General features: G+C 58.8%; 23 protein-coding genes and 1 riboswitch. Of the genes, 12 read left to right on the plus strand and 11 right to left on the minus strand.

The features are described 5' to 3' along the window. The first annotated feature begins 150 nt into the window (after positions 1-150). Genes Electrica_RS07895 through Electrica_RS07905 form a run of 3 tightly spaced genes read left to right on the plus strand, consistent with a single transcriptional unit; the run spans position 151 to position 3073 of the window. Positions 151-1839 (plus strand): sensor histidine kinase, encoded by a 1689-nt coding sequence (locus tag Electrica_RS07895; protein ID WP_141964198.1) that lies wholly within the window; start codon positions 151-153, stop codon positions 1837-1839. After that, positions 1833-2552, plus strand: coding sequence for a two-component system response regulator BtsR (gene btsR, locus Electrica_RS07900; protein ID WP_131048143.1), 720 nt, complete (start codon positions 1833-1835; stop codon positions 2550-2552). The genes Electrica_RS07895 and btsR overlap by 7 nt, the downstream gene beginning before the upstream one ends. Before the next feature lie 53 nt (positions 2553-2605). Then, entirely contained in the window at positions 2606-3073 is a 468-nt protein-coding gene (locus Electrica_RS07905) for a YehS family protein (RefSeq protein WP_141964200.1), read from the plus strand. Positions 3074-3383: 310 nt separating this feature from the next. Here Electrica_RS07905 and Electrica_RS07910 read toward each other — a convergent pair whose 3' ends face one another. Continuing rightward, positions 3384-3845 (minus strand): YehR family lipoprotein, encoded by a 462-nt coding sequence (locus tag Electrica_RS07910; protein ID WP_141964202.1) that lies wholly within the window; start codon positions 3843-3845, stop codon positions 3384-3386. 169 nt (positions 3846-4014) lie between these two features. Continuing rightward, the gene (gene metG / locus Electrica_RS07915) at positions 4015-6048 is read right to left on the minus strand and encodes a methionine--tRNA ligase (protein WP_131048274.1); all 2034 of its coding nucleotides are present in this window, start codon (positions 6046-6048) and stop codon (positions 4015-4017) included. Between the two features lie 152 nt (positions 6049-6200). Here metG and apbC point away from each other — a divergent pair, with 152 nt between their 5' ends. Then, on the plus strand, positions 6201-7310 hold the full coding sequence (apbC, locus tag Electrica_RS07920; RefSeq protein ID WP_131048141.1) for an iron-sulfur cluster carrier protein ApbC: 1110 nt from the start codon (positions 6201-6203) through the stop codon (positions 7308-7310). A 91-nt stretch (positions 7311-7401) separates the two neighbouring features. On the opposite strand, the gene Electrica_RS07925 is transcribed toward apbC, so the two are convergent. After that, positions 7402-7719 carry an RcnB family protein gene (locus tag Electrica_RS07925; RefSeq protein ID WP_100685271.1) on the minus strand — a complete coding sequence of 106 codons (318 nt, stop codon included), beginning with the start codon at positions 7717-7719 and terminating at the stop codon, positions 7402-7404. 187 nt (positions 7720-7906) lie between these two features. On the opposite strand from Electrica_RS07925, the gene Electrica_RS07930 reads away from it, so the two are divergent. Next, positions 7907-8833 (plus strand): LysR family transcriptional regulator, encoded by a 927-nt coding sequence (locus Electrica_RS07930; protein WP_141964204.1) that lies wholly within the window; start codon positions 7907-7909, stop codon positions 8831-8833. Here the strand turns inward: Electrica_RS07930 and Electrica_RS07935 are convergent. Together Electrica_RS07935 and Electrica_RS07940 are read right to left on the minus strand one after the other, a co-directional pair. Next, a complete protein-coding gene (locus Electrica_RS07935; RefSeq protein WP_141964206.1) occupies positions 8830-10173 on the minus strand; it encodes an NCS2 family permease in 1344 nt (447 codons plus the stop codon). The genes Electrica_RS07930 and Electrica_RS07935 overlap by 4 nt on opposite strands. Positions 10174-10175: 2 nt before the next feature. Next, positions 10176-11987: an adenine deaminase gene (locus Electrica_RS07940; RefSeq protein WP_141964208.1), complete on the minus strand. Its 1812-nt coding sequence runs from the start codon at positions 11985-11987 to the stop codon at positions 10176-10178. A 124-nt stretch (positions 11988-12111) separates the two neighbouring features. Here Electrica_RS07940 and Electrica_RS07945 point away from each other — a divergent pair, with 124 nt between their 5' ends. Continuing rightward, complete coding sequence (locus Electrica_RS07945; protein WP_141964210.1) at positions 12112-13053, plus strand: LysR family transcriptional regulator; 942 nt, start codon at positions 12112-12114, stop codon at positions 13051-13053. On the opposite strand, the gene Electrica_RS07950 is transcribed toward Electrica_RS07945, so the two are convergent. After that, a complete protein-coding gene (locus Electrica_RS07950; protein WP_131048138.1) occupies positions 13037-13459 on the minus strand; it encodes a universal stress protein in 423 nt (140 codons plus the stop codon). The two genes, Electrica_RS07945 and Electrica_RS07950, sit on opposite strands and share 17 nt — an antisense overlap. A 498-nt stretch (positions 13460-13957) precedes the next feature. Here Electrica_RS07950 and Electrica_RS07955 point away from each other — a divergent pair, with 498 nt between their 5' ends. The 4 genes from Electrica_RS07955 to Electrica_RS07970 all read left to right on the plus strand — a co-directional run bounded on the left by Electrica_RS07955 (position 13958) and on the right by Electrica_RS07970 (position 18001). After that, complete coding sequence (locus Electrica_RS07955; protein ID WP_141964212.1) at positions 13958-15304, plus strand: glycoside hydrolase family 28 protein; 1347 nt, start codon at positions 13958-13960, stop codon at positions 15302-15304. 204 nt (positions 15305-15508) lie between these two features. Beyond that, positions 15509-15605: riboswitch (TPP riboswitch) on the plus strand. A 34-nt stretch (positions 15606-15639) separates the two neighbouring features. Then, the gene (thiM, locus tag Electrica_RS07960) at positions 15640-16416 is read left to right on the plus strand and encodes a hydroxyethylthiazole kinase (protein WP_141964214.1); all 777 of its coding nucleotides are present in this window, start codon (positions 15640-15642) and stop codon (positions 16414-16416) included. Then, positions 16413-17213, plus strand: a complete 801-nt coding sequence (gene thiD / locus Electrica_RS07965; protein ID WP_141964216.1) for a bifunctional hydroxymethylpyrimidine kinase/phosphomethylpyrimidine kinase — start codon at positions 16413-16415, stop codon at positions 17211-17213. The genes thiM and thiD overlap by 4 nt, the downstream gene beginning before the upstream one ends. A 41-nt stretch (positions 17214-17254) precedes the next feature. Continuing rightward, the gene (locus Electrica_RS07970; RefSeq protein WP_100685259.1) at positions 17255-18001 is read left to right on the plus strand and encodes a GntR family transcriptional regulator; all 747 of its coding nucleotides are present in this window, start codon (positions 17255-17257) and stop codon (positions 17999-18001) included. Here Electrica_RS07970 and Electrica_RS07975 read toward each other — a convergent pair. Genes Electrica_RS07975 through Electrica_RS07985 form a run of 3 tightly spaced genes read right to left on the minus strand, consistent with a single transcriptional unit; the run spans position 17975 to position 21215 of the window. After that, positions 17975-18940, minus strand: coding sequence for a PfkB family carbohydrate kinase (locus Electrica_RS07975; protein WP_141964217.1), 966 nt, complete (start codon positions 18938-18940; stop codon positions 17975-17977). The genes Electrica_RS07970 and Electrica_RS07975 overlap by 27 nt on opposite strands. Then, positions 18937-19941 (minus strand): ADP-ribosylglycohydrolase family protein, encoded by a 1005-nt coding sequence (locus tag Electrica_RS07980; protein ID WP_141964218.1) that lies wholly within the window; start codon positions 19939-19941, stop codon positions 18937-18939. The genes Electrica_RS07975 and Electrica_RS07980 overlap by 4 nt, the downstream gene beginning before the upstream one ends. Continuing rightward, entirely contained in the window at positions 19938-21215 is a 1278-nt protein-coding gene (locus tag Electrica_RS07985) for a nucleoside permease (RefSeq protein WP_100685256.1), read from the minus strand. The genes Electrica_RS07980 and Electrica_RS07985 overlap by 4 nt, the downstream gene beginning before the upstream one ends. Before the next feature lie 247 nt (positions 21216-21462). Here Electrica_RS07985 and fbaB point away from each other — a divergent pair, with 247 nt between their 5' ends. Further along, a complete protein-coding gene (gene fbaB, locus Electrica_RS07990) occupies positions 21463-22515 on the plus strand; it encodes a class I fructose-bisphosphate aldolase (RefSeq protein WP_015583867.1) in 1053 nt (350 codons plus the stop codon). Between the two features lie 78 nt (positions 22516-22593). Here fbaB and Electrica_RS07995 read toward each other — a convergent pair whose 3' ends face one another. Continuing rightward, complete coding sequence (locus Electrica_RS07995) at positions 22594-24201, minus strand: FGGY-family carbohydrate kinase (RefSeq protein WP_141964219.1); 1608 nt, start codon at positions 24199-24201, stop codon at positions 22594-22596. Between the two features lie 32 nt (positions 24202-24233). Continuing rightward, positions 24234-24983 (minus strand): SDR family oxidoreductase, encoded by a 750-nt coding sequence (locus Electrica_RS08000; RefSeq protein ID WP_160702805.1) that lies wholly within the window; start codon positions 24981-24983, stop codon positions 24234-24236. A gap of 266 nt (positions 24984-25249) precedes the next feature. Here Electrica_RS08000 and Electrica_RS08005 point away from each other — a divergent pair, with 266 nt between their 5' ends. Continuing rightward, positions 25250-26260, plus strand: coding sequence for a LacI family DNA-binding transcriptional regulator (locus Electrica_RS08005; protein ID WP_131048131.1), 1011 nt, complete (start codon positions 25250-25252; stop codon positions 26258-26260). Positions 26261-26266 lie beyond the last annotated feature (6 nt).

Here is a 26266-nt window from a genome sequence, read left to right on the forward strand (position 1 = left end):
ATTCGCTTATTTTTTGTTCATTTAGTCGGCGAAAGGCGGGCAAGAAGTGTGATCCTGACCATGATTTGTGATTTTCTTGTAGTGCTTCAAAGAAAGTGATGACCGGGCAGTGTATGTTACGCGCTTTCGAGTGAAGCGTGGTCTGTGGGTATGTACGAGTTTGATCTGGTGTTGCTGCTGCTTCAGCAGATGTGCGTGTTTTTGGTCATCGCGTGGCTGATGAGCAAGACGCGGCTGTTCATCCCGCTGATGCAGGTTACCGTTCGCTTACCACATAAGCTGCTGTGCTACGTGACCTTCTCCATTTTTTGCATTATGGGGACCTATTTCGGTCTGCATATCGAAGATTCGATCGCCAATACCCGCGCCATCGGCGCCGTGATGGGCGGCCTGCTCGGCGGCCCGGTCGTTGGCGGCCTGGTGGGGTTGACCGGCGGTCTGCATCGCTACTCCCTCGGCGGCATGACGGCATTAAGCTGCATGGTTTCGACGATTGTCGAAGGGCTGCTGGGTGGCCTGGTCCACAGCGTGCTGGTCAAACGCGGGCGCCCGGATAAGGTCTTCAGCCCGCTCACCGCCGGCGCGATCACCTTCTTTGCCGAGCTGGTGCAGATGATGATCATTTTGCTGATCGCCCGTCCGTTTCAGGACGCGCTGCATCTGGTGCAAAGCATCGCCGCGCCGATGATGGTCACCAACACCGTGGGTGCCGCGCTGTTTATGCGTATCCTGCTCGATAAGCGGGCGATGTTTGAGAAATACACCTCGGCGTTTTCCGCCACTGCGCTCAAGGTGGCGGCTTCGACCGAGGGGATCCTGCGCCAGGGGTTCAACGAAGAGAACAGCATGAAGGTGGCGCAGGTGCTTATTCAGGAACTTGATATCGGCGCGGTCGCCATCACCGATCGCGACAAGCTGCTGGCGTTCACCGGTATTGGCGACGACCACCATCTGCCGGGCAAGCCTATCTCTTCTTCCTATACGCAAAAAGCGATTGATAGCGGCGAAGTGGTGTATGCCGACGGCAACGAGGTTCCTTACCGCTGTTCCATTCATCCCGGCTGCAAGCTGGGGTCGACGCTGGTTATCCCGCTGCGCGGCGAAAACCAGCGGGTGATCGGCACTATCAAGCTGTATGAAGCGAAAAACCGCCTGTTCAGCTCCATCAACCGCACGCTCGGGGAGGGGATAGCCCAGCTGCTGTCGGCGCAAATCCTCGCCGGGCAGTATGAGCGGCAGAAGGCGCTGCTGACGCAATCGGAGATCAAGCTGCTTCACGCGCAGGTGAATCCCCATTTTCTGTTTAATGCATTGAATACCCTGAAGGCGGTGATTCGCCGCGACAGCGATCAGGCCGGGCAACTGGTGCAGTACCTGTCGACCTTTTTCCGCAAGAATCTGAAACGGCCGTCGGAGTTTGTGACGCTGGCGGATGAGATTGAGCACGTGAATGCCTATCTGCAAATTGAGAAAGCGCGTTTCCAGGCCAATTTACAGATTCAGATGCTGGTGCCCGACACGCTGGCTCACCATCAGCTGCCGGCGTTTACGCTGCAGCCCATTGTTGAAAACGCCATTAAACACGGCACGTCGCAGCATCTCGGGGTAGGGGAAATTACCATTCGCGCCAGCCAGTACGAGCGCTGGCTGCAATTAGATATTGAGGATAACGCCGGCCTGTACCAGGACAATCCCAACGCCAGCGGGCTGGGAATGAGTCTGGTTGACCGCCGGTTACGGGCGCGTTTCGGCGCTGACTGCGGCATTACCGTGACCTGTGAAGCGGAACGTTTCACCCGCGTCACGCTGCGACTGCCTCTGGAGGAGAGCGCGTGTTAAAAGTGTTGATAGTTGATGATGAGCCGCTGGCACGAGAAAATCTGCGGGTTTTGCTGGAGTCCGCCAGCGACATGGAGATAGTCGGGGAGTGCGCCAACGCGGTTGAGGCGATTGGCGCGGTGCACAAGCTGCGCCCGGACGTGCTGTTTCTCGACATTCAGATGCCGCGCATCAGCGGCCTGGAAATGGTCGGGATGCTCGACCCTGAACACCGGCCTTACATCGTGTTTCTCACCGCCTTCGACGAGTATGCGGTGAAGGCGTTCGAAGAGCATGCGTTTGATTATCTGCTGAAACCCATCGAGGCGCCGCGGCTGGAAAAGACCCTGGCGCGCCTGCGCCAGGAGCGCAGTCTGCAGGATATCTCGTTGCTCGACGATACCCAGCAGGCGCTGAAATATATTCCCTGCACCGGTCACAGCCGGATCTGGCTGCTGCAGATGGAGGATGTCGCCTTTGTCAGTAGCCGAATGAGCGGAATTTATGTTACCGACCGCGAGGGGAAGGAGGGGTTCACGGAGCTGACCTTACGCACCCTTGAGAGCCGGACGCCGCTGCTGCGCTGTCATCGGCAGTATCTGGTGAATATGGCCCACCTGAAAGAGATTCGCCTTGAGGAAAACGGCCAGGCGGAGCTGCTGATGCGGGCCGGACAAACCGTGCCGGTGAGCCGCCGCTACTTAAAAAGTCTGAAAGAGGCGATTGGTCTGTAAAACGACGGAATCATGGTAGACTTAGCGCCAGCATTTTTCATCATGAAGGCATTATGATCAGTAACGATATTTTACGTAGCCTGCGCTACATCCTGAAAACTAATAATAACGACCTGGCGCGCATTTTTGCGCTGGGCGATTCCGTCGTCAGCGCAGAGCAGCTGGTACCGTGGCTGAAAAAGGAGGACGAAGAGGGCTTCCAGCGCTGCCCGGACATTATGCTGTCGCTCTTCCTCAACGGCCTGATCTATGACAAACGTGGCAAAGACGAGGCGGCCCCGCCGCTGGCGGTTGAGCGTCGGGTGAATAACAATATCGTGCTGAAAAAGCTGCGCATCGCCTTCTCCCTGAAGACCGATGATATTCTTGCCATTATGACCCAGCAGAAGTTTCGCGTTTCGATGCCGGAAATCACCGCCATGATGCGCGCGCCGGAGCATAAGAATTTCCGTGAATGCGGCGATCAGTTCCTGCGCTATTTCCTGCGCGGGCTGACCGAGCGCGTCCACGCTAAGCCCTGAATTTACCCCCGCTTCATTCCCGGGTCGCGCTGCGCTTAGCCGGGCTACGGGTTACAGCCGTTTGCGGTCGGTAGCCCGGGTAAGGCGTTGACGCCGCGACCCGGGAAAACCTGCCGCTTCAGGCTATCTTCCCGGCTCGCGCTGCGCTCAGCCGGGCTACGGGTTACAGCCGTTTGCGGTCGGTAGCCCGGGTAAGGCGTTGACGCCGCGACCCGGGAAAGCCCGCCGCTTCAGGCTATCTTCCCGGCTCGCGCTGCGCTCAGCCGGGCTACGGATTACAGCCGTTTGCGACCCGGGAATACTCTGCGGTCTACTTCACTTCCTGGAATCCCTGCTCTTTAAGCAATTTCTCTGACTCCGCCATCGAGACCTCCTTGAGCGCGCAGTTGGTGAACATCGACCCCGGCAGCTTACACAGTTCGCTAATCTGAGCCTGGGTAAAATCAACGCTGAGATGCTCCAGGGCATAGCTGTCTTGATAATCGATGCGCTGTTCCACACCCTTTACATGGTGATAAACGTTGCTCATCTGCTCGATCAACGCCTGCGCCTGCTCTTTACTGGCGGCACCGATACTCTGATAGGGAATGGTGTTATTCGCATCCTGACGCAGCACTTTGTCACCGGTGTAATGGTAGGTAAAACTCAGCTCGACGCCGTTGGCGGTACGGGTGAAGGTTTTGCTCTCTTCTTTTGGGTTATCGCAGCCCGAGAGGCCGACAACCAGCAGGCAGACCGCCACAGCGGCCGCCAGCTTGCGGTAAAGTTTCATCACAGTCCTTATGTTGGTCATGAGGGGCGTCGCGTTTATCAGACGATATGTCGATTGATTATTGTCACGATTGCCGTCGCGCGCAATGCGCAGAGGGTGGCAGAATCGTCCGGCGGAGGGGGCGAAAGGACGAAAAAAAAGCGCTGCCGGAGCAGCGCTTGATGCGGGATTATTTTACCTGCTGACCCGGCTGGGCGCCGCTGTCAGGGCTTAACAGGAAGATATCCTTCCCGCCAGGACCTGCCGCCATCACCATCCCTTCCGAGATGCCGAAGCGCATTTTACGCGGCGCCAGGTTGGCGACCATCACCGTCAGGCGACCGATCAACGCCTGCGGATCCGGGTAGGCGCTGCGAATGCCGGAGAAGACATTACGTTTCTCGCCGCCCAGATCGAGGCTCAGGCGCAGCAGCTTGTCAGAACCGTCGACAAATTCGGCGTTTTCAATCAGCGCGATGCGCAGATCGACTTTGGCGAAATCGTCAAAGGTGATGGTGTCCTGAATCGGATCGTCCGCCAGCGGGCCGGTGACCGGCGCGGCGGTGGCTTTCACCTCTTCTTTCGAGGCTTCCACCAGGGCTTCAACCTGCTTCATCTCGATGCGGTTGTACAGCGCCTTGAAGGTGTTGACCTTATGCGACAGCAGCGGCTGCTGAATAGCATCCCAGCTCAGTTCGCTGTTGAGGAACGCTTCGGCGCGCGCGGCCAGCTGCGGCAGAACCGGTTTCAGCCAGGTCATCAGCACGCGGAACATATTCAGACCCATGGTGCAGATGGCCTGCAGGTCAGCATCGCGGCCTTCCTGTCTGGCGACCACCCACGGGGCCTGCTCATCAACGTAGCGGTTAGCCACGTCGGCCAGCGCCATGATTTCACGGATGGCTTTGCCGAACTCGCGGCTTTCCCACGCTTCGCCAATGCTTGCTGCCGCATCGGTGAAGGTTTTGTACAGCGCCGGATCGGCCAGCTCAGCGGACAGCATGCCGTCGAAACGCTTATTGATAAAACCGGCGTTGCGCGAGGCGAGGTTAACCACTTTGTTAACGATATCGGCGTTCACGCGCTGGACGAAATCTTCCAGGTTCAGGTCGATATCATCAATGCGGGAAGAGAGCTTGGCGGTGTAGTAATAGCGCAGGCTATCGGCGTCAAAATGGTTCAGCCAGGTGCTGGCCTTGATAAAGGTGCCGCGTGATTTGGACATCTTGGCCCCGTTGACCGTCACGTAGCCATGAACGAACAGGTTGGTCGGCTTGCGGAAACCGCTGCCTTCCAGCATCGCCGGCCAGAACAGGCTGTGGAAGTAGACGATATCTTTGCCGATAAAGTGATACAGCTCGGCATCGGAGTCTTTCTTCCAGTAGGCGTCAAAGCTTTCGCTATCGCCGCGTTTGTCGCACAGGTTTTTGAAGGAGCCCATGTAGCCGATCGGCGCATCCAGCCAGACGTAGAAATATTTGCCCGGCGCGTTGGGAATTTCGAAGCCAAAGTACGGCGCGTCGCGGGAAATGTCCCACTGCTGCAGGCCGGATTCGAACCACTCCTGCATTTTGTTCGCCACCTGTTCCTGCAGCGCGCCGCTGCGGGTCCACGCCTGCAGCATTTCGCTAAAGGACGGCAGGTCGAAGAAGAAGTGCTCGGATTCACGCATCACCGGGGTGGCGCCGGACACCACGGATTTCGGGTCGATCAGCTCGGTCGGGCTGTAGGTCGCGCCGCACACCTCGCAGTTATCGCCATACTGATCCGCTGATTTACACTTCGGACAGGTGCCTTTTACGAAACGGTCCGGCAGGAACATGCCTTTTTCCGGATCGTAAAGCTGAGAGATGGTGCGGTTTTTGATAAACCCGTTCTCTTTCAGGCGGCCGTAGATCAGCTCAGACAGCTCACGGTTCTCGTCGCTGTGCGTCGAGTGGTAGTTGTCATAGCTGATATCAAAGCCCGCAAAATCGGTCTGATGCTCCTGACTCATTTCGCCAATCATCTGCTCCGCAGAGATGCCAAGCTGCTGAGCTTTCAGCATGATCGGCGTGCCGTGGGCGTCGTCGGCGCAGATGAAGTTGACCTCGTTGCCGCGCATTCGCTGGTAACGGACCCAGACATCAGCCTGGATGTGCTCCAGCATGTGGCCGAGGTGGATTGAGCCGTTAGCGTACGGCAGCGCGCACGTTACCAGAATTTTCTTCGCGACTTGAGTCATAGTGGGCATTACATCTTCTGTTGTAAAAAGGGCTTTTGATATTACCAAAAGGGCACTGGGTGCGCCATAAATGGCTGACCATATATGGATAATCTCAGCTGTGATAAACTCAGTAATTACTGAAAGCCTCTCATAACAACAAAGGAGTCGGGATGAATTCGCAATCCCAGGCCAAATCCCCCGAACGTCTACGCGCGATGGTCGCCGGAACGTTGGCTAATTTCCAGCACCCCACTTTGCAGCATAATCTCACCGCGCTGAAAGCACTGCACCACGTCGCCTGGCTCGATGATACCGTGCATATCGAGATCCAGATGCCGTTCGTCTGGCACAGCGCTTTTGAAGATTTAAAAGAGCAATGTAGCGCCGACCTGCTGCGCATTACCGGCGCGCAGGCGATTGACTGGAAGCTGTCGCACAACATCGCCACGTTGAAGCGGGTAAAAAATCAGCCGGGCGTCAACGGGGTCAAAAATATTATTGCCGTCAGCTCCGGCAAAGGTGGGGTGGGTAAATCGTCCACGGCGGTGAACCTGGCGCTGGCGCTGGCCGCGGAAGGGGCCAAGGTCGGGATCCTTGATGCCGATATTTATGGCCCGTCAATTCCCACCATGCTGGGGGCGGAAGATCAGCGGCCGACCTCGCCAGACGGCACCCATATGGCGCCGATTATGAAATTTGGCCTCGCCACCAACTCCATCGGCTACCTGGTGACCGACGATAACGCCATGGTATGGCGCGGTCCGATGGCCAGCAAGGCGCTGCTGCAGATGCTGCAGGAGACGCTGTGGCCGGATCTGGATTACCTGGTGCTGGATATGCCGCCGGGCACTGGCGACATTCAGCTGACGCTGGCGCAGAATATCCCGGTCACCGGCGCGGTGGTGGTGACGACGCCGCAGGATATCGCGCTGATCGATGCGAAAAAAGGCATCGTGATGTTTGAGAAGGTGGACGTTCCGGTGCTGGGCATCGTCGAAAACATGAGCATGCATATTTGCAGCAACTGCGGTCACCATGAGCCGATTTTCGGCACCGGCGGCGCCGAAAAACTGGCGGAGCAATATCACACTCAGCTGCTGGCCCAGCTGCCGCTGCACATCAATCTGCGCGAAGACCTGGATAACGGTAAGCCGACCGTGGTCGCCCGTCCGGAGAGCGAGTTCAGCGAAATTTACCGTCAGCTGGCGGGGCGCGTGGCGGCCCGACTCTACTGGCAGGGGGAAGTGATTCCCGGTGAGATTGCCTTCCGCGCGGTTTAACGCCGCCCTATGACAAACGCCCTGTGTTTCGCTATCCGTTATGGACAGAAGAAACGCAGGGCGTTTGCGTTAGCGCGATATCTGGCGGCAATTAGTGCTGATAGAAGATCTCGCCATCGTAAATTTTGACAATTTTGCCTTCAGGTTCGGTGACCAGCACGTAGCTACCGCCCATGTAGGTCCAGTGACTATTGGCTTCCGGGGCGGGCAGATTGCGCAACTGCCACTGTTTAATGGTGTATTCCGGGGTCATATATAACGCGGGTACGGTATCGCCGACGCGAAACTGCTGGAAGTCCGAAGTGACCCCGTCCAGTTCATATTTCTGCAGTTCAGCGGCGGAAGCCGCCCAAACGCTACTGGTGCAGGCCAACAGTGCGCCCAGCAGCATCATTTTTGTTTTACGCATAATTTCCTCATTATTATCCTGGATTACCCTGGACACAAAATTGCAGCCTCGTATCATTCCTGAAGCATGGCCGGGAAGGCAAGCGTTGGTTGCGTTAAAAATGTAAGAAAACGATGGGCCGGTTGCCTGATTTGGCGCTGAGCGGCTGTTTTGAGAACAATCCGGGTAACAGGATTCGGGAGTCGATATGTTCAGACTGGAAGATCTGACGCTATTTGTTCGGGCGGCGGCGCTGGGTAGCTTCAGCGATGCGGCGCGGGAGGTCGGGCAGCAGCCGGCGCAGGTGAGCGCGGCGATTAAGCGCCTGGAGACCACGCTCAATATTCGTCTTTTCGCGCGCTCCACCCGCAGCTTACGTCTGACGCCCGAAGGGGAAACCTGGCTGCCCTATGCCACCCAGATGCTGGATACGCTGCATGCCGGGCTGCAAAAAATTCAGGTCCCGGATGACGAGGTCCGCGGGACGTTGCAAATTGCGGTGCCCTCCGACCTGGGGCGCAATCTGCTGCTGAACGTTTTTCGCGCCTTCCGCCAGCGGCACCCGGCGCTGAAACTGCGCATTCTCTTTTCCGACCATCGGACCGATGTGTTTAAAGATCCGGTCGACGTGGCCTTTCGCTATGGCGACAACGACGACGCCTCGTTTATTTCCCTCCCCGTGGCGCCGGAAAACCGACGGGTGCTGGTGGCTTCTCCGCAGTGGATCGCCAGGCACGGCGATCCGCAAACGCCGGAGGCGCTGGCGCAACACAATGCGCTACTGTACGTACTGCGCGGCAGGCAGTTCGATCGCTGGACCTTAAGTCTCAACGGGGTGGTTGAACATATGCAGGTCTCTGGCGCCATCATCAGCGACGACGCCGAGGTGATTCGCCGCCTCGCCATTGCGGGGGAGGGCTTTGCCTATAAGTCTGCGCTGGATGTCAGCGACGATATTCGCGCCGGGCGCCTGCAGGTGCTGCTGCCGCACTATCAGGGCGACCGCGTCCCGCTCAATATGATTTGTCCGCACCGCAAGCAGCTTTCTGCGGCGGTGCGGTTGCTCTATGAAGAGGTCAAAGCGCACTGTGAAACGGTGCAGGCTGACGCGCTACGCGGGCCTGTAGACGCTTAGTGCTTCACCAGGGTGGCGAAATAATAGACCAGCGGAACGGCGAGGATCCATAAACCGAGCGGGATTTCTCGCCACTTTCCGGCAACCGTTTTAATCATGATGTAAAACAGCAGTCCGCCGGCGATACCGGTGCCGAAGCTGTTGGCAATCAGGGTGATCATCACCATCATTAATACCGGCAGCCCGTCGGTGAAGCTGGAGAGATCGACTTTGCGCAGGCCGCTGAACATGTTGAGGCCAATCAGGATCAGCGCCGGAGCGGTGGCCTCTTTTGGGATCATCAGGGCGATCGGCGTAAACAGCAGCATCAGCAGGAACATCACCGCCGCGGTCAGCGCGGTGAGCCCGGTTTTGCCGCCCGCTTCGGCGGCGGCGGAAGATTCGATCAGCGCGGTCGCTGCCGGGATCCCTAGCCACGGGCCGATGGCCGCCGCAATCGAGTCGACCATAAACGGCCGGTTGATGTGCGGCATATTGCCTTCTTCATCCAGCAGTCCCGCTTCGCCGCCCACCGCCAGCGTGGTGCCCATGGTGGAGAAAAACTCAGAGGCGAAAAAGACAAACAGGAACGGCAGGAAAGCAATATTCAGCGCACCCAGCATATCGACGTGGCCGAAGACCGGCGCCAGCGAGTGCGGCATCGCGATAAAGCTGTCCGGCAGACGGGTGACCCCCGCCGGAATCCCCACCAGGGTGGCAAACAGAATCGCCCATAAAATGGCGCCCGGTATGCGCCGCGCCTGTAGCGCAATGGCCAGAAACAGGCCGCACAGCGCCACCAGCGCGCCGGGAGACAAGAAATCACCCAGCATCAGGGCATTGGTTTTGGCATTCGCCAGCACCAGGCCAGCATTGCGAAAACCGAGCACCGCCACGAACAGCCCGATAGAGGCCGTCAGCCCCAGTTTGATCGACTGGGGAACCGAACGGGTGACCACTTCGCGCAGGCCGAATTTGGTTAACAGAAAGAACAGAATGCCTGACCAGCAGGCGATGCCGAGGCCAGTCTGCCAGCCGATCCCTTCGCTACCGGCCAGCGTGACGCCCACCAGCACCGAGCCGCCGATGCCTGGACCAACGATAAACGGCAGGTTAGCGTAAAACGCCATCAGCAGCGTACTGGCGACGAAAACCAGAATCGTTCCCGTGGTGACGGCGCCTTTGTCCATGCCACCCGCCGCCAGCAGGCCGGGGATGACCACCAGCAGATAGGCGGCGGCGAGAAAGCCGGTGACTCCCGCGAGGCACTCGGTACGTAGCGTGCTGCCGCGCGAGCGCAGGGCAAAACGGCGCTCCAGCCAGCTTCCTTGTGTTGCGGTGTGCAGTGTGTTGTCGGCCATGCTCAGGCTCCCCGGTGATTATTGTTGTGAGGGTTGGTGGCCGGGGTTTCCCGGCAGTCTATCAGCGGTTCGACAATCTGGCGGGTGGTGCCGTCGGTCAAACCTAAATCGGTCAAATGGGGACCGGCATTGCAGGCGAGGCAGGTTCCCTCGATGGCCTTAAATACCCGGTAGGGCGGCTCCCAGTCGGCAATTTCTGCGCTCAGGTCGCGTAATTCGCCGAACTGCCGCGCCAGCTCCGCCGCTGGAAGTTCGGAGAGCATGCCGGCAATTGGCATCGCCACATGGGCGAGAATGGCCCCCTGGCGGGAGAGCGCCATCCCGCCGCCGGAGGCAATCAGCCGGTTGGCGGCCAGCGCCATATCCTCCGCGCTGCGTCCCAGCACCACCAGATTGTGTGAATCGTGCGAGTAGCTGGTGGCGATAGCGCCGCGCAGCTCACCCCAGCCTTCAAGCAGGGCGATTTGCGGCGTCGCCTGATGGCGGCCGTGGCGATGCTTCACCCAAATCAGGATAAATCCCTCCGGCAGCTGAACTTCGCCGTGGCGCACCTGCACCTCGACCTCTCCCCACTGCGTAAAGCGCGCGCCGCGAATATGCCGCAGGCGGGCAACGCCATGGACAATACCGGGTACCCGTAGCACAAAATCATCCGCGCTCAGCGGCGCCAGACGCAGCGTATTGCGCGGCGGGGTGACCCCCCCGGCGGCAGGAATGGACAGCAGCAGCGCGCCGTCGCGGGCGACCAGTTTCCCGGCGACGTACACTTCACGGGCCTTGAGCTTCTCCAGCGAATCAAAGACCACCAGGTCGGCGCGGCGACCGGCGGCAATCAGCCCTGAATCGTGACGCTGCAGGCGAATGGCGGCGTTCAGCGTGGCGAAACGCAGGACGTCGGTGGCGGCGAGACCGAGTTCAATCAGCAGGTTGAGCAGGGCGATAATGCCGCCTTTTTCCAGCAGCAGATCCGGTGGCACATCGTCGGTGCACACCGTTATCTGCGAGGAGAGGTGCGGCAGGGTTTTCAGGGCCTTGACGATATCCGGCAGCAGATACGGGTGCGAGCCGCGAATTTCGAGGGTCAAGCCGGCGCGCAGCTTTTCCAGCGCGTCTTCCGCGGAGGTCAGCTCATGATCGGAGGTGACGCCCGCCGCGAGGTAGGCCTGGAGATCGGCACCGCTCAGCCCGCGGGCGTGGCCTTCAATCAACTTGCCGCTGTCGAGACCGGCCTGAACAATCTCCTGCATGCGGGCGCTGCCGTTAAGTACGCCATGCATGTCCATGACTTCCGCCACGCCGCGTACTTCCGGCCATGCCAGCATGGTCGCCATCTCCGCCCCGGCAAAATCGGCGCCGGACATTTCCAGCCCCGGTGTCGAGGGCACGCTGGAGGGGGCGGCGACCATTACCTGTAGCGGCAGGTGGCGGCTGGCGGCGATGGCATAGCGCACGCCTTCGACTCCGAGGACATTGGCCAGCTCATGCGGGTCCCAGAAGACCGCCGTGGTGCCCTGGGCGAGGACAATTTCCGCGTAGCGCTCGGGAGGGAGGTGGGAACTTTCGAGATGGACATGGGTATCCATTAGCCCCGGTGACAGATAGGCGCCATCCAGCGCATGGCGCTGGTGGGCATCGGCGCGGCTGCCGCGCGGGTGCACGCTGGCGATCATTTCGCCGGTGATGCCGACATCGGCTTCGCGGACTTCGCCGGTGACCATGTCGACTATCTGCGCCCCGGTCAGGAGCAGGTCAAAAGGTATTTCACCCCGGGCGGCCATGACGGCGCGGCGGCGGTTTTCAGCATTGCTGGACATAACAACTCCGGCACAAGGATAATGGGGCTACTCTAGGGGCACGGCAAACGTTTGCCCAGATGAATAAATTTATCACCCGATAAGCCCGGGTTATTCTGCCCGATTACCCTTAGCGAAGAATAAGATGACCGAACCGTGGCAGCGCCTGCCTGCGCTTTCTCTTAAACAGCTGCAGTACTTTGTTACCCTGGCGGAGCTGCGTCATTTTACCGATACCGCCAGTCGTCTGGCCATCAGCCAACCGGCGTTGAGCAGCGCGCTGCGGCAAATCGAAACGGTGCTGGGCGGCAAGCTGGTGAACCGCACCGCCTCGTCGGTCACGCTGACCGAACTGGGCGCCGCCATTCTGCCGCACGCCCGGCGCGTGCTGAGCGTGGCCCAGCTGGCGTTTCATGATATGGAACAGATCGTGGCGGCCGGCGGCGATGGTACCGTACGTATTGGTCTGGTGCCTTCGGTGAGCTCGCTGCTCTTTCCACTGCTGCCGCAGGTGCTGGCGCAAACTTTTCCCCGCCTGCGGGTCGAGTTCCACGATCAGACCAATGATGCGCTGGTGCGTGAGCTGCAAAGCGGGCAGATTGATTTCGGTATCGGCGCCATAGACAGCTCGCTACCCGCCGCGTTACAGGTCTACCCGCTGCGTGAAGACCCGTTTGTGGCAGTGCTGCATGGTGACGATCCGCTGGCAGATCAGCCGCACCTGCCGTGGAAACTTCTGGCCGGACGCGATATTGCGGTGTTCTCGAAGGGGAATATCCAGCGGCTGGTTGGCGCGCTGGCGGAGAGCCATCGTCTGACGCTGAACACGCGTTTTCAGGTGGACTATATTGAAACGTTGTATGGCCTGGTGCGCTCGCGTCTGGCGATTGCCATCCTGCCCGAACTGTATACCGCCCATCTGCAGGACCCGGTGCTGAAAATCGCGCAGCTCCAGCAGCCGGCGCTGGCGCGGACCGTGGCGTTAATGCGCGGGCCGCAGCCATTGCCGCCGCTGATTGAGCAGTGCTTTACGCTGCTGCTCAATTCGCTACGCGAGTCGTCCGCGCGGTTCAGGGCAGATGCCTGATCAGCACGTCTATCGTCAGATGATTAATATACTCCAGCGAATGAGATGCCATCACTCCCAGCAGGCGGTTGCGGTGCCCGGCGATAATCAGGTCGATCCCCCGCTGATTTACGCAGGCTTCGACATCTTCAAAACGGCGGGTGGTGACCAGCGACAGGGTTTGCACCGGCAGTGAGACGCTGGCCGCCAGTTCATTGAGCAGCACTTTCGCCTGCAGCACCTCCTGAGACACATCATCATTCAGCAGGCTGTCGGAAACGTAATTCAGCGTCCGATAGTCGGTGCTGATATGGGCGAGCGTGATGCGCATAGCGTTCTCTTCCGCCATTCTGGCTGCATGCTGGAGCAGCGGAACGCCGTCCTGGCTGCTGTTAATCAGCACCAGGGCATGATGATAAACGGGCATAGCCGTACCTCGAGATATGAGTAACTGAAAACACGGGCCCCTGAGGTTAATTTTGTGCCCGCCTGGACCTGAAAGCAAACGGATAAATGGCTAATGGCAGAACCACTCAGCATTATTTACATTTATTCCCTTTATCTTCACTTTCTTATGTGATTAATGGAAACCATTGCGAGTGGCAAATTTTTTAAAAAAATAGCCAGGTGTATGCCCTGTGGTTTTTATTTCCCCTTTCAATTAACGGCGGAAAATATAAAACTACTAACAGCATAAATAATAAAGCAACACCAGTGATGGATATTATCATCTTGACACGTAACCAATCTTTGAACTCACCGGGATAACGTATAGCGCTGATGGGGCCCTCACTCTGCCGTCGCCTTAAATGACGCTGAGGTTCTGTTACCCGCGGCGGATCCAATCCGGGTGAAAGTCATATAAACTACGCAATGAAAACAGACCTGCATCCATTCTGGATATTTACCCTAAGGCGATCATACGATGATTAAACGTATCAGAATATGTCAGTCCGTCGTCGTTTCCTTGAGCGGAATAATATTACTTTTCGCTACTAGCGCGCAGGCTTCCGGCGACCGCCGCGTTGTTCGACCACCACAGCTGTCGCAACCTGTTTGTACGACCCTCTCACCGGAAGCGCATCAGAGCAGCACCAGCGTACAGCACCGTCTGCAGCAGGCTCTGAACCAATGTCCCGCAGGTCAGGCCGTACGCCTGACCTCTGGTCCGCAGGGCAATACGTTCAAAAGTGGTCCGTTACAAATACCCTCTGGCGTATTTCTGCGACTTGATGCAGGGAGTGTGTTGCTCGCAGATAATGACCCCCGACGCTATGACACAGGACAGGGACATTGTGGAACCATCGACCAGAAAGGGGGCGGCTGCAGGGCTTTTATTTCTATGGTCAACAGCGTCGGCGGCGGGATTGAAGGGGAAGGGACGATTGACGGGCAGGGAGGTGAACGAATAGTCGGTCAGAATGAAACATGGTGGGAAATGGCGCGCCGTGCCCAATCTGTTACCGGCGGCAGGCAGAACGCCCCGAGGTTAATTCAGATAGATGATGCGCATGATATTGTCATTTATGGCGTGCGCCTGCGTCATGCTCCAAACTTTCATATCGTTCTCAACCATGTCCAGGGGGCAACTCTGTGGGGCGTTATTATTGATACGCCTGCGACGGCAAGAAATACGGACGGAATAGACCCCGGCGCCTCGCAGGATGTCACCATTACTCACAGTTTCATTCGTACCGGTGATGACAATATTGCCATCAAAGCCGGAAGCGGGCCTTCACGACACCTGTCCATCACGAACAATCACTTCTATTCAGGGCACGGCATGTCTATCGGAAGTGAGGTGAACGCGGGCGTCAGCGACGTACTGGTACGTAACCTTACGCTTGACGGGACCACATCAGGATTACGTATTAAAAGTGATGCCAGTCGTGGAGGGTTGGTCAGCGATATTCTGTATTCGCACATCTGTATGCGCAACACGCGCTGGCCCGTTTCGTTTGATACCCACTATTCGCCGACAGCTTCCGGTACATCTCTCCCGGAATACCGGAATATTATACTGCGGGATGTCAATGCCAGCGGCGACCGGCCTGCCACGGTCATTCTGCGGGGGTATGACGCTTCACATCCTCTTATGGTCCGGATGGATGGCGTAACATTCAGCCCCGGCACCCAATGGGTAACAGAATTTGCCCGCTTAACATCTGGCGCAAACGGTATACAGCCCTCGCCACCAGCAACCATTAACCCTGTAGCCGCGCATTACTCACCGATTGACTGCTCTGAGCAATGGGTTCCTTTTCCGGCATAGTGGTATTGGCTTCTCACTCAGCGGGCAGGCGCATCTGATAAACCTCCGGCGATAGCGGAGGATATTGATGATCCCGGTTTAAAGAAGCGCCTGGGACACCATCCGGGACACATGCAGGTTTTAACGCTTGTTTGTTGGACTTCCCGCTGGCATTATCCTCAGCAGGGATTAACGCGACGTTAATCGCAAGTATTTGATTTTGATTTAAATGACTCGGGGTGCCCTTCTTCGTGAAGGCTGAGAAATACCCGTACCACCTGATCTGGATAATGCCAGCGTAGGGAAGTCAGAGACCAAAGGGTCGTTGCTTCTTCATCGCCTGGCTGGAGCTAACGATGCAAGCTGAGCCTCTCAATTCCGCGCATATTGCGCATCTGCAACATCTCTTTCGCCATCATTCCCCCCTTGTTCACTGCATGACTAACGATGTGGTACAGACCTTTACTGCCAACGTCCTGCTGGCGGTCGGCGCCTCGCCCGCAATGGTGATTGATCCACAGGAGGCGAGCCAGTTTGCGGCGATAGCGGATGCGCTGCTGATTAACGTCGGAACCTTAACCGTCGATCGTGCGCAGGCAATGCGCGCTGCGGCGCTCAGTGCGCAAAGCGCAGGCAAGCCGTGGGCGCTGGATCCGGTGGCGGTCGGGGCGTTAACTTTGCGCAGCGCGTTTTGTCATGAATTGCTGAGCCTGCAACCGGCCGCCATTCGCGGCAATGCGTCCGAGATTATGGCGCTGGCCGGAATGAGCGGTGGCGGGCGCGGGGTCGATACCACCGATACCGCGGCGGCGGCACTGCCCGCCGCGCAGGCACTGGCGCGGCAGATCAATACCATCGTCGCGGTGACCGGTGAAGTGGATTACATCACCGACGGCCAGAGAACACGTGCGGTTACCGGCGGCGATCGGTTAATGACCCGTGTCGTGGGGACCGGCTGCGCGCTTTCGGCGGTGGTGGCGGCCAGTACCGCCATGCCAGGCGATCGTCTCGAAAACGTCGCCGCCGCCTGCGGCCTGATGAAACAGGCGGGCGGCGCGGCGGCGCACGGCAGAGGACCGGGCAGCTTTATCCCGGCGTTTCTCGACGCGCTGTACGGGGAGAACAACGGATGAAACGCATTAATGCGCTGAGCATCGCCGGTACCGATCCCAGCGGCGGCGCGGGGATCCAGGCCGACCTGAAAACCTTCTCTGCCCTCGGGGCCTACGGCTGTTCGGTGATCACCGCGCTGGTGGCGCAAAACACCCGCGGCGTGCAGTCGGTCTATCGCATCGACCCGGATTTTGTTGCCGCGCAGCTGGATTCGGTATTCAGCGACGTCCGCATCGATACCACGAAAATTGGCATGCTGGCGGAAACGGATATCGTCGAAGCCGTAGCGGAGCGTTTAGCGCGCTATCGGATTAACAACGTTGTCCTGGATACGGTGATGCTGGCGAAAAGCGGCGATCCGCTGCTCCCGGCTTCGGCGGTGGCGACGTTACGCACTCGCCTGCTGCCGCAGGTTTCGCTGATCACGCCGAATCTGCCGGAGGCGGCGGCGCTGCTGGATGCGCCACACGCGCAGAATGAAAAAGAGATGCTGGAGCAGGGGCGGGCGCTGCTGGCGATGGGCTGTGGCGCGGTGCTGATGAAAGGCGGTCATCTCGACAACGCGGAAAGCCCGGACTGGCTGTTTACCCGCGATGGCGAGCAGCGCTTCACCGCGCCGCGCGTCCAGACTAAAAATACCCACGGAACCGGCTGTACGCTCTCCGCGGCGCTGGCGGCGCTGCGCCCACGCTATCGCGACTGGGGAGAGACGGTGGCCGAGGCCAAAGGCTGGCTCTCTGCGGCGCTGGCGCAGGCGGATTCGCTGGAGGTGGGCCACGGTATCGGGCCGGTTCACCATTTCCACGCGTGGTGGTAAGCCTGATATACTGGCGTGAGGATTCTGCCAGGAAAAGATAAATGGAACAGGCGCATACCCGGTTAATTAGCCAGCTTGTTGAACGGATTGCGGCGTCGGATAACGCGCCGCTCTATCTGAAGTTTGCCGACACGATCAAGGATGCCGTGCGCAGCGGCTGGCTGGAAAATGGCAATATTCTTCCCGGTGAACGCGATCTCAGCCAGCTGACCGGCGTATCGCGCATCACCGTACGCAAAGCGCTCCAGTTGCTGGAAGACGAGGGCGTGGTGACCCGCTCGCGGGGTTACGGGACACAAATCAATAATATCTTTGAATATTCGCTGAAAGAAGCGCGCGGATTTACTCAGCAGGTGGTGTTACGCGGTAAGAAGCCGGATACGCTGTGGGTGAACAAACGCGTGGTCAAATGTCCGGAAGAGGTTGCCCAGCAGCTGGCAATCGCCGCGGGCAGCGATGTGTTTATGCTCAAACGCATTCGCTATGTTGACGAGGACGCGGTCTCGCTCGAAGAGTCCTGGGTGCCTGCGCATCTGATCCATGACGTCGATGCGATCAGCGTCTCGCTGTATGACTACTTTCGCAGCCAGCAGATTCTGCCGCAGCGCACCCGCTCGCGCGTTAGCGCCCGGATGCCAGACGCCGAATTTCAGTCGCATATTAAGATGGACAGCGCCATCCCGGTGCTGGTTATCAAGCAGGTTGCCCTCGATCAGTACCAGCAGCCCATCGAATACAGCATCAGCTATTGCCGCAGCGACCTATACGTTTTTGTGTGCGAGGAGTAGCGCTTCGCGGTGCGGGGCGCAATCGCCGCCGCGATGACCCACGACCCAGGCGGCGACGGCATTACCCAGCGTAACCGCTTCCCCCAGGCTCCAGCCAGCGGCCAGCCCGGCAAGCGTACCGCCGGCATGACTGTCCCCGGCGCCGATCGTATCGACGACCTCGGTCGGAAAAGGGGCGGCGAGGCCGCTCTCCTGCGGGCTGAAATAGCAGGCGCCTTCTTTATCCAGACGCACGATCAGTGGGGCGGCATATTTGTTCAGCCAGGCGGCGCCAAATGCGCTGACCTCGGGCGAGAATCCGTGCGCTTCGGCCGCGATGGCGGCCTCCTGGCGATTGACGGACACCAGCGGCTTCAGGGCCATCAGGCGTGCCATCAGCGTGCCGGGAATATCGGCAATCCGCGGACCAAAGTCGATAAAGGCGCTTACCTGCGGCTGCCGCTCCAGCCAGCAGACCAGCCGTTCGCCGCTGGCGGATGCCAGCTGATAGCCGGAAAGATAGACCAGGCCGCCGGAGGGGGAATGCAACCGGTCGAGCCACGCATCGCACCACTGATTTTCCACGCCGCTGAAGGACATAAAGGTGCGCTCGCCGTCCGGCTCAACCAGCGCCAGGCACCAGCCGTTGTCGCCATCTGCCTGGCTGATGACGCTGGTTAATCCCTCTTTGGCGAGGCGCTGGCGGATAATTTCCGCCCACACGCCCTGGCCAATCGGTAGCGCATTTTGCGCGTCGATCCCCAGCCTTTTTAACGCCACGGCGATGTTCAGCGCGCAGCCGCCGACATTGACGCTCTGCTGTTGCAGTTCGATATCGCACCCGCGCCAGGGCAGGGCATAGGCGTCGGCAATCACGTCAATCACCGCGGCGCCGAGGACGGTGACCGGACGCTGCGCTTTCAGCACGGCCAGTTTAGCCGTTAACTGTCGGGCATTCATTTGGCCTCCCGCTGCTGGCGATAGTGCATCAGGGCATCGGCGTAGCGCGTGAAGTCCAGCTTGTTGACCTCATCCAGCTGCGCTTTAAACGCGCGATCGATGGCGGAAATCCCGTGTAACGCGCCGCAAATCGCCGTCGCCATGGCCCCGATGGTGTCGGTATCGCCGCCCAGGTTGGCGCAGAGAATGGCGCAGCGGTTAGGGTCGGTACCGGCCAGTTCAACCATCGCTATCGCGCACGGGACGGATTCAATGGTGCTGGTGCCGGCGCCAATCAGTTGATAAAGCCGCTCGCTGGCGGACTCGGGACTCTCGGCCTCGCGTACGGTGCGGAGCGCCAGCTCAATACGCAGCGCCAGCGAGGCGCTGAAGGTGGTGATCTTCCTTTCCTGCGCGTGACGCGCCACGGCCGGCAGGGCGTTCACAATCGCTGGCCAGCCGACGCCGTCGATGGCGCGGGAGATAGCCCAGGCGATAACCGTCGCGCCGGCGATGGCTAAATCCGATTTATGCGTCGGGCTGGAGGCCGCGGCCACGTCGCGGATAAATGCATCGAGATTGTCGCCCGGCAGCAGGCAGCCCAGCGGCGAGGCGCGCATCGCTGCGCCGTTGGTCACCCCGTTATTGTCCAGCTCGCTCACCGGTTTGCCGTGGCGAATCGCGTTGAGGGCAATTTTCGATGTCGGTCCTAAGACGTTTTTATTAAATGCATCAAAGCCTTCTGCCCAACGCAGAATATGTCGGCCGATGACATCCGGGACGATTTGCCCGTCGCATTCCATGATGGCGTCGGCGAGGCACAGGGCCATCGAGGTGTCATCGGTAAACTCCGCCTCGGCAAAGTAGCAGGCGGCGTTATTCTCCGCCGGGCCTGGCAGGAAGCGGTCGATCCAGCCAAAATGGGCTTTCACCCGTGTTCGTGGCCATAGTTCCGACGGCATACCCATCGCATCCCCTAACGCCTGCCCGTAAAGAGCACCGAGAATACGTTCTGCTTTCATTTCACTTCCCCTTGTTTAAGCTCAGCATGTTCTGTATCGACGTCGATGGTCGTAATCTCTTTGTCCGATTCGCGGAAAAACACCATGAACAGCACGGCGATAATCGCAATCATGATCGCGCCGAATGTCCACATGCCCGCCCAGTTGAAGGTGAGTCCGTTGACCGGTTGCGAATAGGCGAACATTTTTTCCATCATCACGCCGCCGAGGCGGTAGCCGAGCAGGCTGCCAAAGCCCTGGCAGCAGAGCGTAATCAGCCCCTGGGCCGCATTGCGCATCGATACCGGCGCTTTCTTATCGACGTAGATATAGGCGGTAACGTAGTAAAAATCGTAGCTGACGCCGTGCAGCAGAATACCGAGGAACATCAGCGTATAGGTGAAATAGTTCTCCGCGCCGCCGAAGACAAAAAAGCCGTAGCGAATCGCGGCGGTAATCAGACCAAGCAACAGAACCTTTTTAATACCAAAGCGTTTGGTAAAGAACGGCAGAGCCAGCATAAAGAAGATTTCAGAGAACTGGCCGAGGGTCATCCATCCGGTGGCGTGCTTCATGCCGGCTTCGGTGAGGTAGCCGTTGGCGAAGATGTAATAGAAGGCCAGGGGCATGGCAAACAGGAAAGAGCAGAAGAAAAAGACGAGGAAGTTTTTGTCGCGCAGCAGGATGAGTGCATCCAGCCCCAGCATCACTTTCAGGTCCAGTTTTCCACGGCTTTTCGGCGGTGTGTCCGGCAGGAACAGGGCAAAGACGCCGAGCAGCGCCGAGCTGCCGGCGGCAATCAGCAGCGGGACGTTGGTGGGCGAAATGTCGCTCAGACCGAACATCTGCGGTAAAAATCCGCACACCAGGCCGGAGCCGATCCAGCCGATGGTCCCCATTACCCGGATCCGCGGGAAATCGCGCTCAACGTCCGCCACGTTAGAAAAGGCGATGCCGTTGGTCAGCGCGATAGTCGGCATGTAGGTTAACGAGTAGGCGAGCAGGAGCGGGAAGAAGCCGGCGAAGGTCGTCTGCTGCGCGGCGAAGTACATCAATATCGCCCCGGCGAACATCAGCACCGCCAGCACTCTCTGTGCGGAAAAGAAACGGTCGGTCAGCGAGCCCACCAGGATCGGCGAAACAATCGCTGCGATGGCGGTACAGGCGTAGGACCAGCCGATCTCACCGGCGCTGAAGCCGCTTTTGCTCAGCCACAGCCAGAGGGGGACAAACCAGGCTCCCCAGATAAACCATTCAACGAACATCATGAACGACAGCTTTGCTGTAGTTTTCATCTTTAGATCCTTCATGACAGGTAGGGTACGCCTTTAAGATACCATTTGATAATACCTTTAAAATACCTTTGGGTGGTTTTTTTGAACAGGCTAACACTTTTTATTCCTGAATCGTGCCAGCTGAAATGGCTGAAAAATGCGATCCCGGCTGGAAAATATGCTAAGACGGTACCAGGCTTAACCTGCCCAAATAAGTGGGTCAGGAAAATACATGCCGGCTGCGGCCGGTACTTACGGGAGCATAGCTATGACTGATATTACGCAGTTGCTTGGCAAAGATGCCGACAGCCTTTTACAGCACCGTTGTATGACCATTCCAGCCGACCAGCTTTATCTGCCGGGGGCGGATTACGTTGACCGGGTGATGGTGGATAACAATCGTCCGCCGGCGGTGCTGCGTAATATGCAGACCCTGTACAATACGGGGCGCCTGGCCGGAACCGGATACCTCTCCATCCTGCCGGTAGACCAGGGCGTGGAACACTCGGCAGGGGCCTCTTTTGCCGCCAACCCGCTCTACTTTGATCCGAAAAATATCGTCGAACTGGCTATCGAAGCCGGTTGTAACTGCGTCGCGTCCACCTATGGCGTGCTGGCCTCGGTATCGCGGCGTTATGCGCACCGCATTCCCTTCCTCGTGAAGCTCAATCATAACGAGACGCTGAGTTACCCGAACACCTTCGACCAGACGCTGTACGCCAGCGTTGAGCAGGCCTTTAATATGGGCGCGGTGGCGGTAGGAGCGACTATCTATTTCGGTTCGGAAGAGTCGCGTCGGCAGATTGAAGAGATCTCCGCGGCGTTCGAACGCGCGCATGAACTGGGACTGGTGACGGTACTGTGGGCCTATCTGCGCAACCCGGCGTTTAAGAAAGATGGCGTTGATTATCATGTGTCGGCCGATTTAACCGGGCAGGCTAACCATCTGGCGGCCACCATCGGCGCTGATATCGTCAAGCAGAAAATGGCGGAAAATAACGGCGGCTACAAGGCGGTGAACTTTGGTTATACCGACGATCGCGTCTATAGCAAGCTGACTTCGGAGAACCCTATCGATCTGGTGCGTTATCAGCTGGCGAACTGCTATATGGGGCGCGCCGGGTTGATTAACTCCGGTGGCGCGGCGGGCGGTGAAACTGACCTGTCGGATGCCGTACGTACCGCGGTTATCAATAAGCGCGCGGGCGGGATGGGGCTGATTCTCGGTCGTAAAGCGTTTAAAAAATCGATGAGCGACGGCGTGAAGTTGATCAACGCCGTTCAGGATGTTTACCTCGACGGCAAAGTGACGATTGCCTGATCCTCAATGCGGTGACGCAAACCCCTCTCTGTCGGGAGGGGTTTCATTGGTCAAAGAGTGGGGAAGAGCCGCGGGTTGCTACTGCCGAATCAACCGGGCGACCTGTTGTAACGCCAGATAAGCCTCGTAGCGACGCTGGTGCAGCGGCTGATATTGCGTTGTACAGCGGTAGGTTTTGTCCACCCGGGTAAATTGTTGCATGGCCTCCGGCAGCGAGGCGGAAACCCGGCCAGCCACGGCGCCAAGAATGGCCGAACCTAACAGCACCGGTTCGCTGCATTCGGTGCTGACAACCGTCATCCCGCAGGTATCGGCCAGCAGCTGACGCACCAGCGGATGCTGCCCCGCGCCGCCGCTGATAACGATATTCTCGCTGTTAATCCCGCAGGCCTGTTGCGCGTCAACAATCTGCCGCAGGCCGTAGCCGATACCGCATAATCCCGCGACGTAGAGCGCCAGCAGATTATCCAGATCGCGCTCCATGCCTAACCCGGCAATCAGCGCTTTGGCATCCGGGTCCGCCAGCGGCGCGCGGTTGCCTGAGAACTCCGGCACCACGTGCAGTCCGGCGGCGAGTCCGGCGGCTTCGGACGGGGTCGCCACCTGAGCCAGCACCCGATCGGCGAGATAGACCGGCAGCGGCACGCCCGCTTCCTGCGCCAGCTCGCGCGCCTGCGCGGCGGCAGGATGGAAACTTAACAGCTGGTCGATGGCGGCGCCAGCCGCGCTTTGCCCGCCTTCGCTCAGCCACAGGCCCGGTACCATAGCGGAATAGTAAGGCCCCCAGACGCCGGGCACGAAGACAGCGTCTGGCGTGGTGGTCATGGTGCAGGAGGAGGTGCCGAAAACATAGGCCATATTACTCACCGCGCCATTGAGAACCCCGACCGTGCCGATGCCGCCAGCGTGAGCGTCAATCATGCCCACCGCCACGGGGGTACCGACCGGCAGGCCCATCTCGTGCGCCGCTTGCGCACAAAGACCCTCGCCGCACGGCGTTCCCGGATCGACAATACGCTGGCCAATGCGCGCAAAATCATCCTCGGCCAGATCTCCCAGGCCAATCTGCCGGAAGTAGCCGGCATCCCAGCGTTGCTCATGGGCCAGGTAAGTCCATTTGCAGGTGACGGTACACACCGAACGCGCCAGATCGCCGGTGGCGCGCCAGGTCAGGTAATCGGCAAGGTCGAAAAAGTGGCGCGCCTGCTCATAGATATGCGGGCGGTTCTCCTTAAGCCAGAGGATTTTCGGCGTTTCCATCTCCGGCGAAATCCTGCCGCCGACGTACCGCAATACGGCATGTCCGGTGGCGTTAATCTGCTCCGCCTGGCCGATGGCGCGGTGATCCATCCAGACGATGATGTTGCGGTCCGGATCGTCGGAAGGCCCGACCGCCAGTGGTTCTCCGCTTTCGCCGACCACGACGAGCGAGCAGGTGGCGTCGAAACCCATCCCGGCGACCGACTCCGGCGGCATGCCGGAGCGCGCCACGGCGGTTTTTATGCAGACGCAGACCGCCTGCCAAATCTCGCGGCTGGATTGTTCCACCTGATTGCCAGCGCTGCGAAACAGGGTGATGTCCCGCGTGGCATGGGCGAGCAGCTGGCCCTGAAGGTTGAAGATGCCGGCGCGCACGCTGCCGGAGCCGACATCGACGCCAATAATGGTTTGGGTATCGTCATTCATAAAGCCGTCCTTAAGCCTCCCGGGTTGCACCATCACAGATCGACGCTGTTAGGCAGGATAACGAGATCGCGTACGGTGACGTTTTTCGAGCGCGTCACCATAAACAGGACCGACTCCGCAACTTCAATTGGCTGCATCAGGCTGCCGTTAGCCAGCGCCTCTTCCATTTTTTCTTTCGGCCAGTCGTCAAGCAGGGCGGTCACCACCGGGCCCGGTAAGACGGCGCCGACGCGCACCCCGTGCTGCGAAACCTGGCGGCGGGTGGTGTGCACAAACGCCTGCACGGCGAATTTTGAGGCGGTGTAAATTGGTTCCCAGATGACCGGCACGACGCCGGCGATGGAGCTGGTAAAAATGATGTCGCCGGATTTTTGCGCAATCATGTGCGGGAGTACGCTGCGCACACAGCGGAAGGCGGCATTGGTGTTGAGATGTAGGACGCGATCCCAGACGTCCGGGTCGCCTTCGGCCACCGGCCCGCCGATGTAGGCGCCGGCGTTAGCGTGGAAAATATCCAGTCGCCCGGCGAGATGGAGAATGCCGGTCAGAAGATTATCGACCTGATCGCCCTGCATTAAATCCACCTGCAGCGCGAAGGCGTTTTCGCCGAGTTCAGCCACAATCTTCGAGAGTTTTTCGCCTTCCCGGTCGATCAGCACCACTTTGGCGCCCGCCGCGAGCAGGGTTCTGGCGCATTCGAGGCCGATACCGGATGCCGCACCGGTGACGGCGGCGACTTTACCATTGAGAGAAGTATTCATAGAGGATACAGAGTGGTTCATTTTATAATCCTTCATTGAGTCTGTTTGGTCAGTCGATCTGGTCCTCGATAAGCATGGGCCAGCATTGATGTTGTGCATGAAAAATTTTAAGGTGTTGAATAAAAGCGTTATTTATAAATACGCGCTGCCAATTGAGCGCTGAGTAACGTCATTCGCCATGGAGCACAATGGTTGCTCAATCGATGAAGCTAATGTTGCGCCAGCTCCATCGATTGAGCAAGTGGGGAAATTAACAGCGAAATGAATTTGTGACGCAAGTTGGGAAAATGAAAAAAATCACTATCTACGATCTGGCGGAATTGTCCGGCGTTTCGGCCAGCGCGGTCAGTGCTATCCTCAATGGCAACTGGAAAAAGCGGCGCATCAGCGCCAGACTGGCGGAAAAAGTGACGCGGATCGCTGAAGAGCAGGGCTACGCGATAAACCGCCAGGCCAGCATGCTGCGCAGTAAAAAATCGCATGTGATCGGCATGATTGTTCCCAAATACGACAACCGTTACTTCGGCTCCGTTGCGGAAAACTTTGAAGAGATGGCGCGCGAGCGCGGCCTGCTGCCGATTATCACCTGTACTCGCCGTCGCCCTGAGCTGGAAATCGAAGCGGTGAAGGCGATGCTCTCATGGCAGGTGGATTGGGTGGTGGCAACCGGGGCGACGAACCCGGATAAAATTACCGAGCTGTGTCAGCAGGCGGGGGTGCCTACCGTGAATCTCGATCTGCCGGGGACGCTTGCGCCGTCGGTTATCTCGGACAACTACGCCGGCGCCCGAGCGCTGACGGATAAGATCCTCGACAACAGCGTCGGGCGTCACGGCAGGCTGGCGCCGCTGATCTTCGTCGGCGGGCGCGGCAGCGACCACAATACCCTCGAACGTCTGCGCGGTTTTCGCGACGCGCACCAGGCGCGGGGTCTGAGCGTTCCCGATGAGAACGTGCTGGCTCCCGGCTATTCAAAGGGCAAAGTCGAAGCCTGTATGCAGGCCCGGTTCAGCACCCCGGAAGAACATCTGCAGGGGTTCTTCGTTAACTCGACGATTTCGCTGGAAGGGGTGGTCAGATGGCTGGCGCAGCAGGGATTAACCGGTACCGAACAGCCGCCGATGGGCTGCTTCGACTGGGACCCGTTTGTCTATCTTCTCGGCCACGACATCGATATGGTGCAGCAGAATGTCCCGGCGATGCTCGAGGCGGTGTTCAGCATTATTGACGCCGGTGAAGCCCGCCAACAGCGGGTCGAGATCCCGCCGCTGCTGATCGGTAGCCGCGAACACCTCTGAGTCGTT

Source organism: Klebsiella electrica (assembly GCF_006711645.1).
Classification (GTDB): domain Bacteria; phylum Pseudomonadota; class Gammaproteobacteria; order Enterobacterales; family Enterobacteriaceae; genus Klebsiella; species Klebsiella electrica.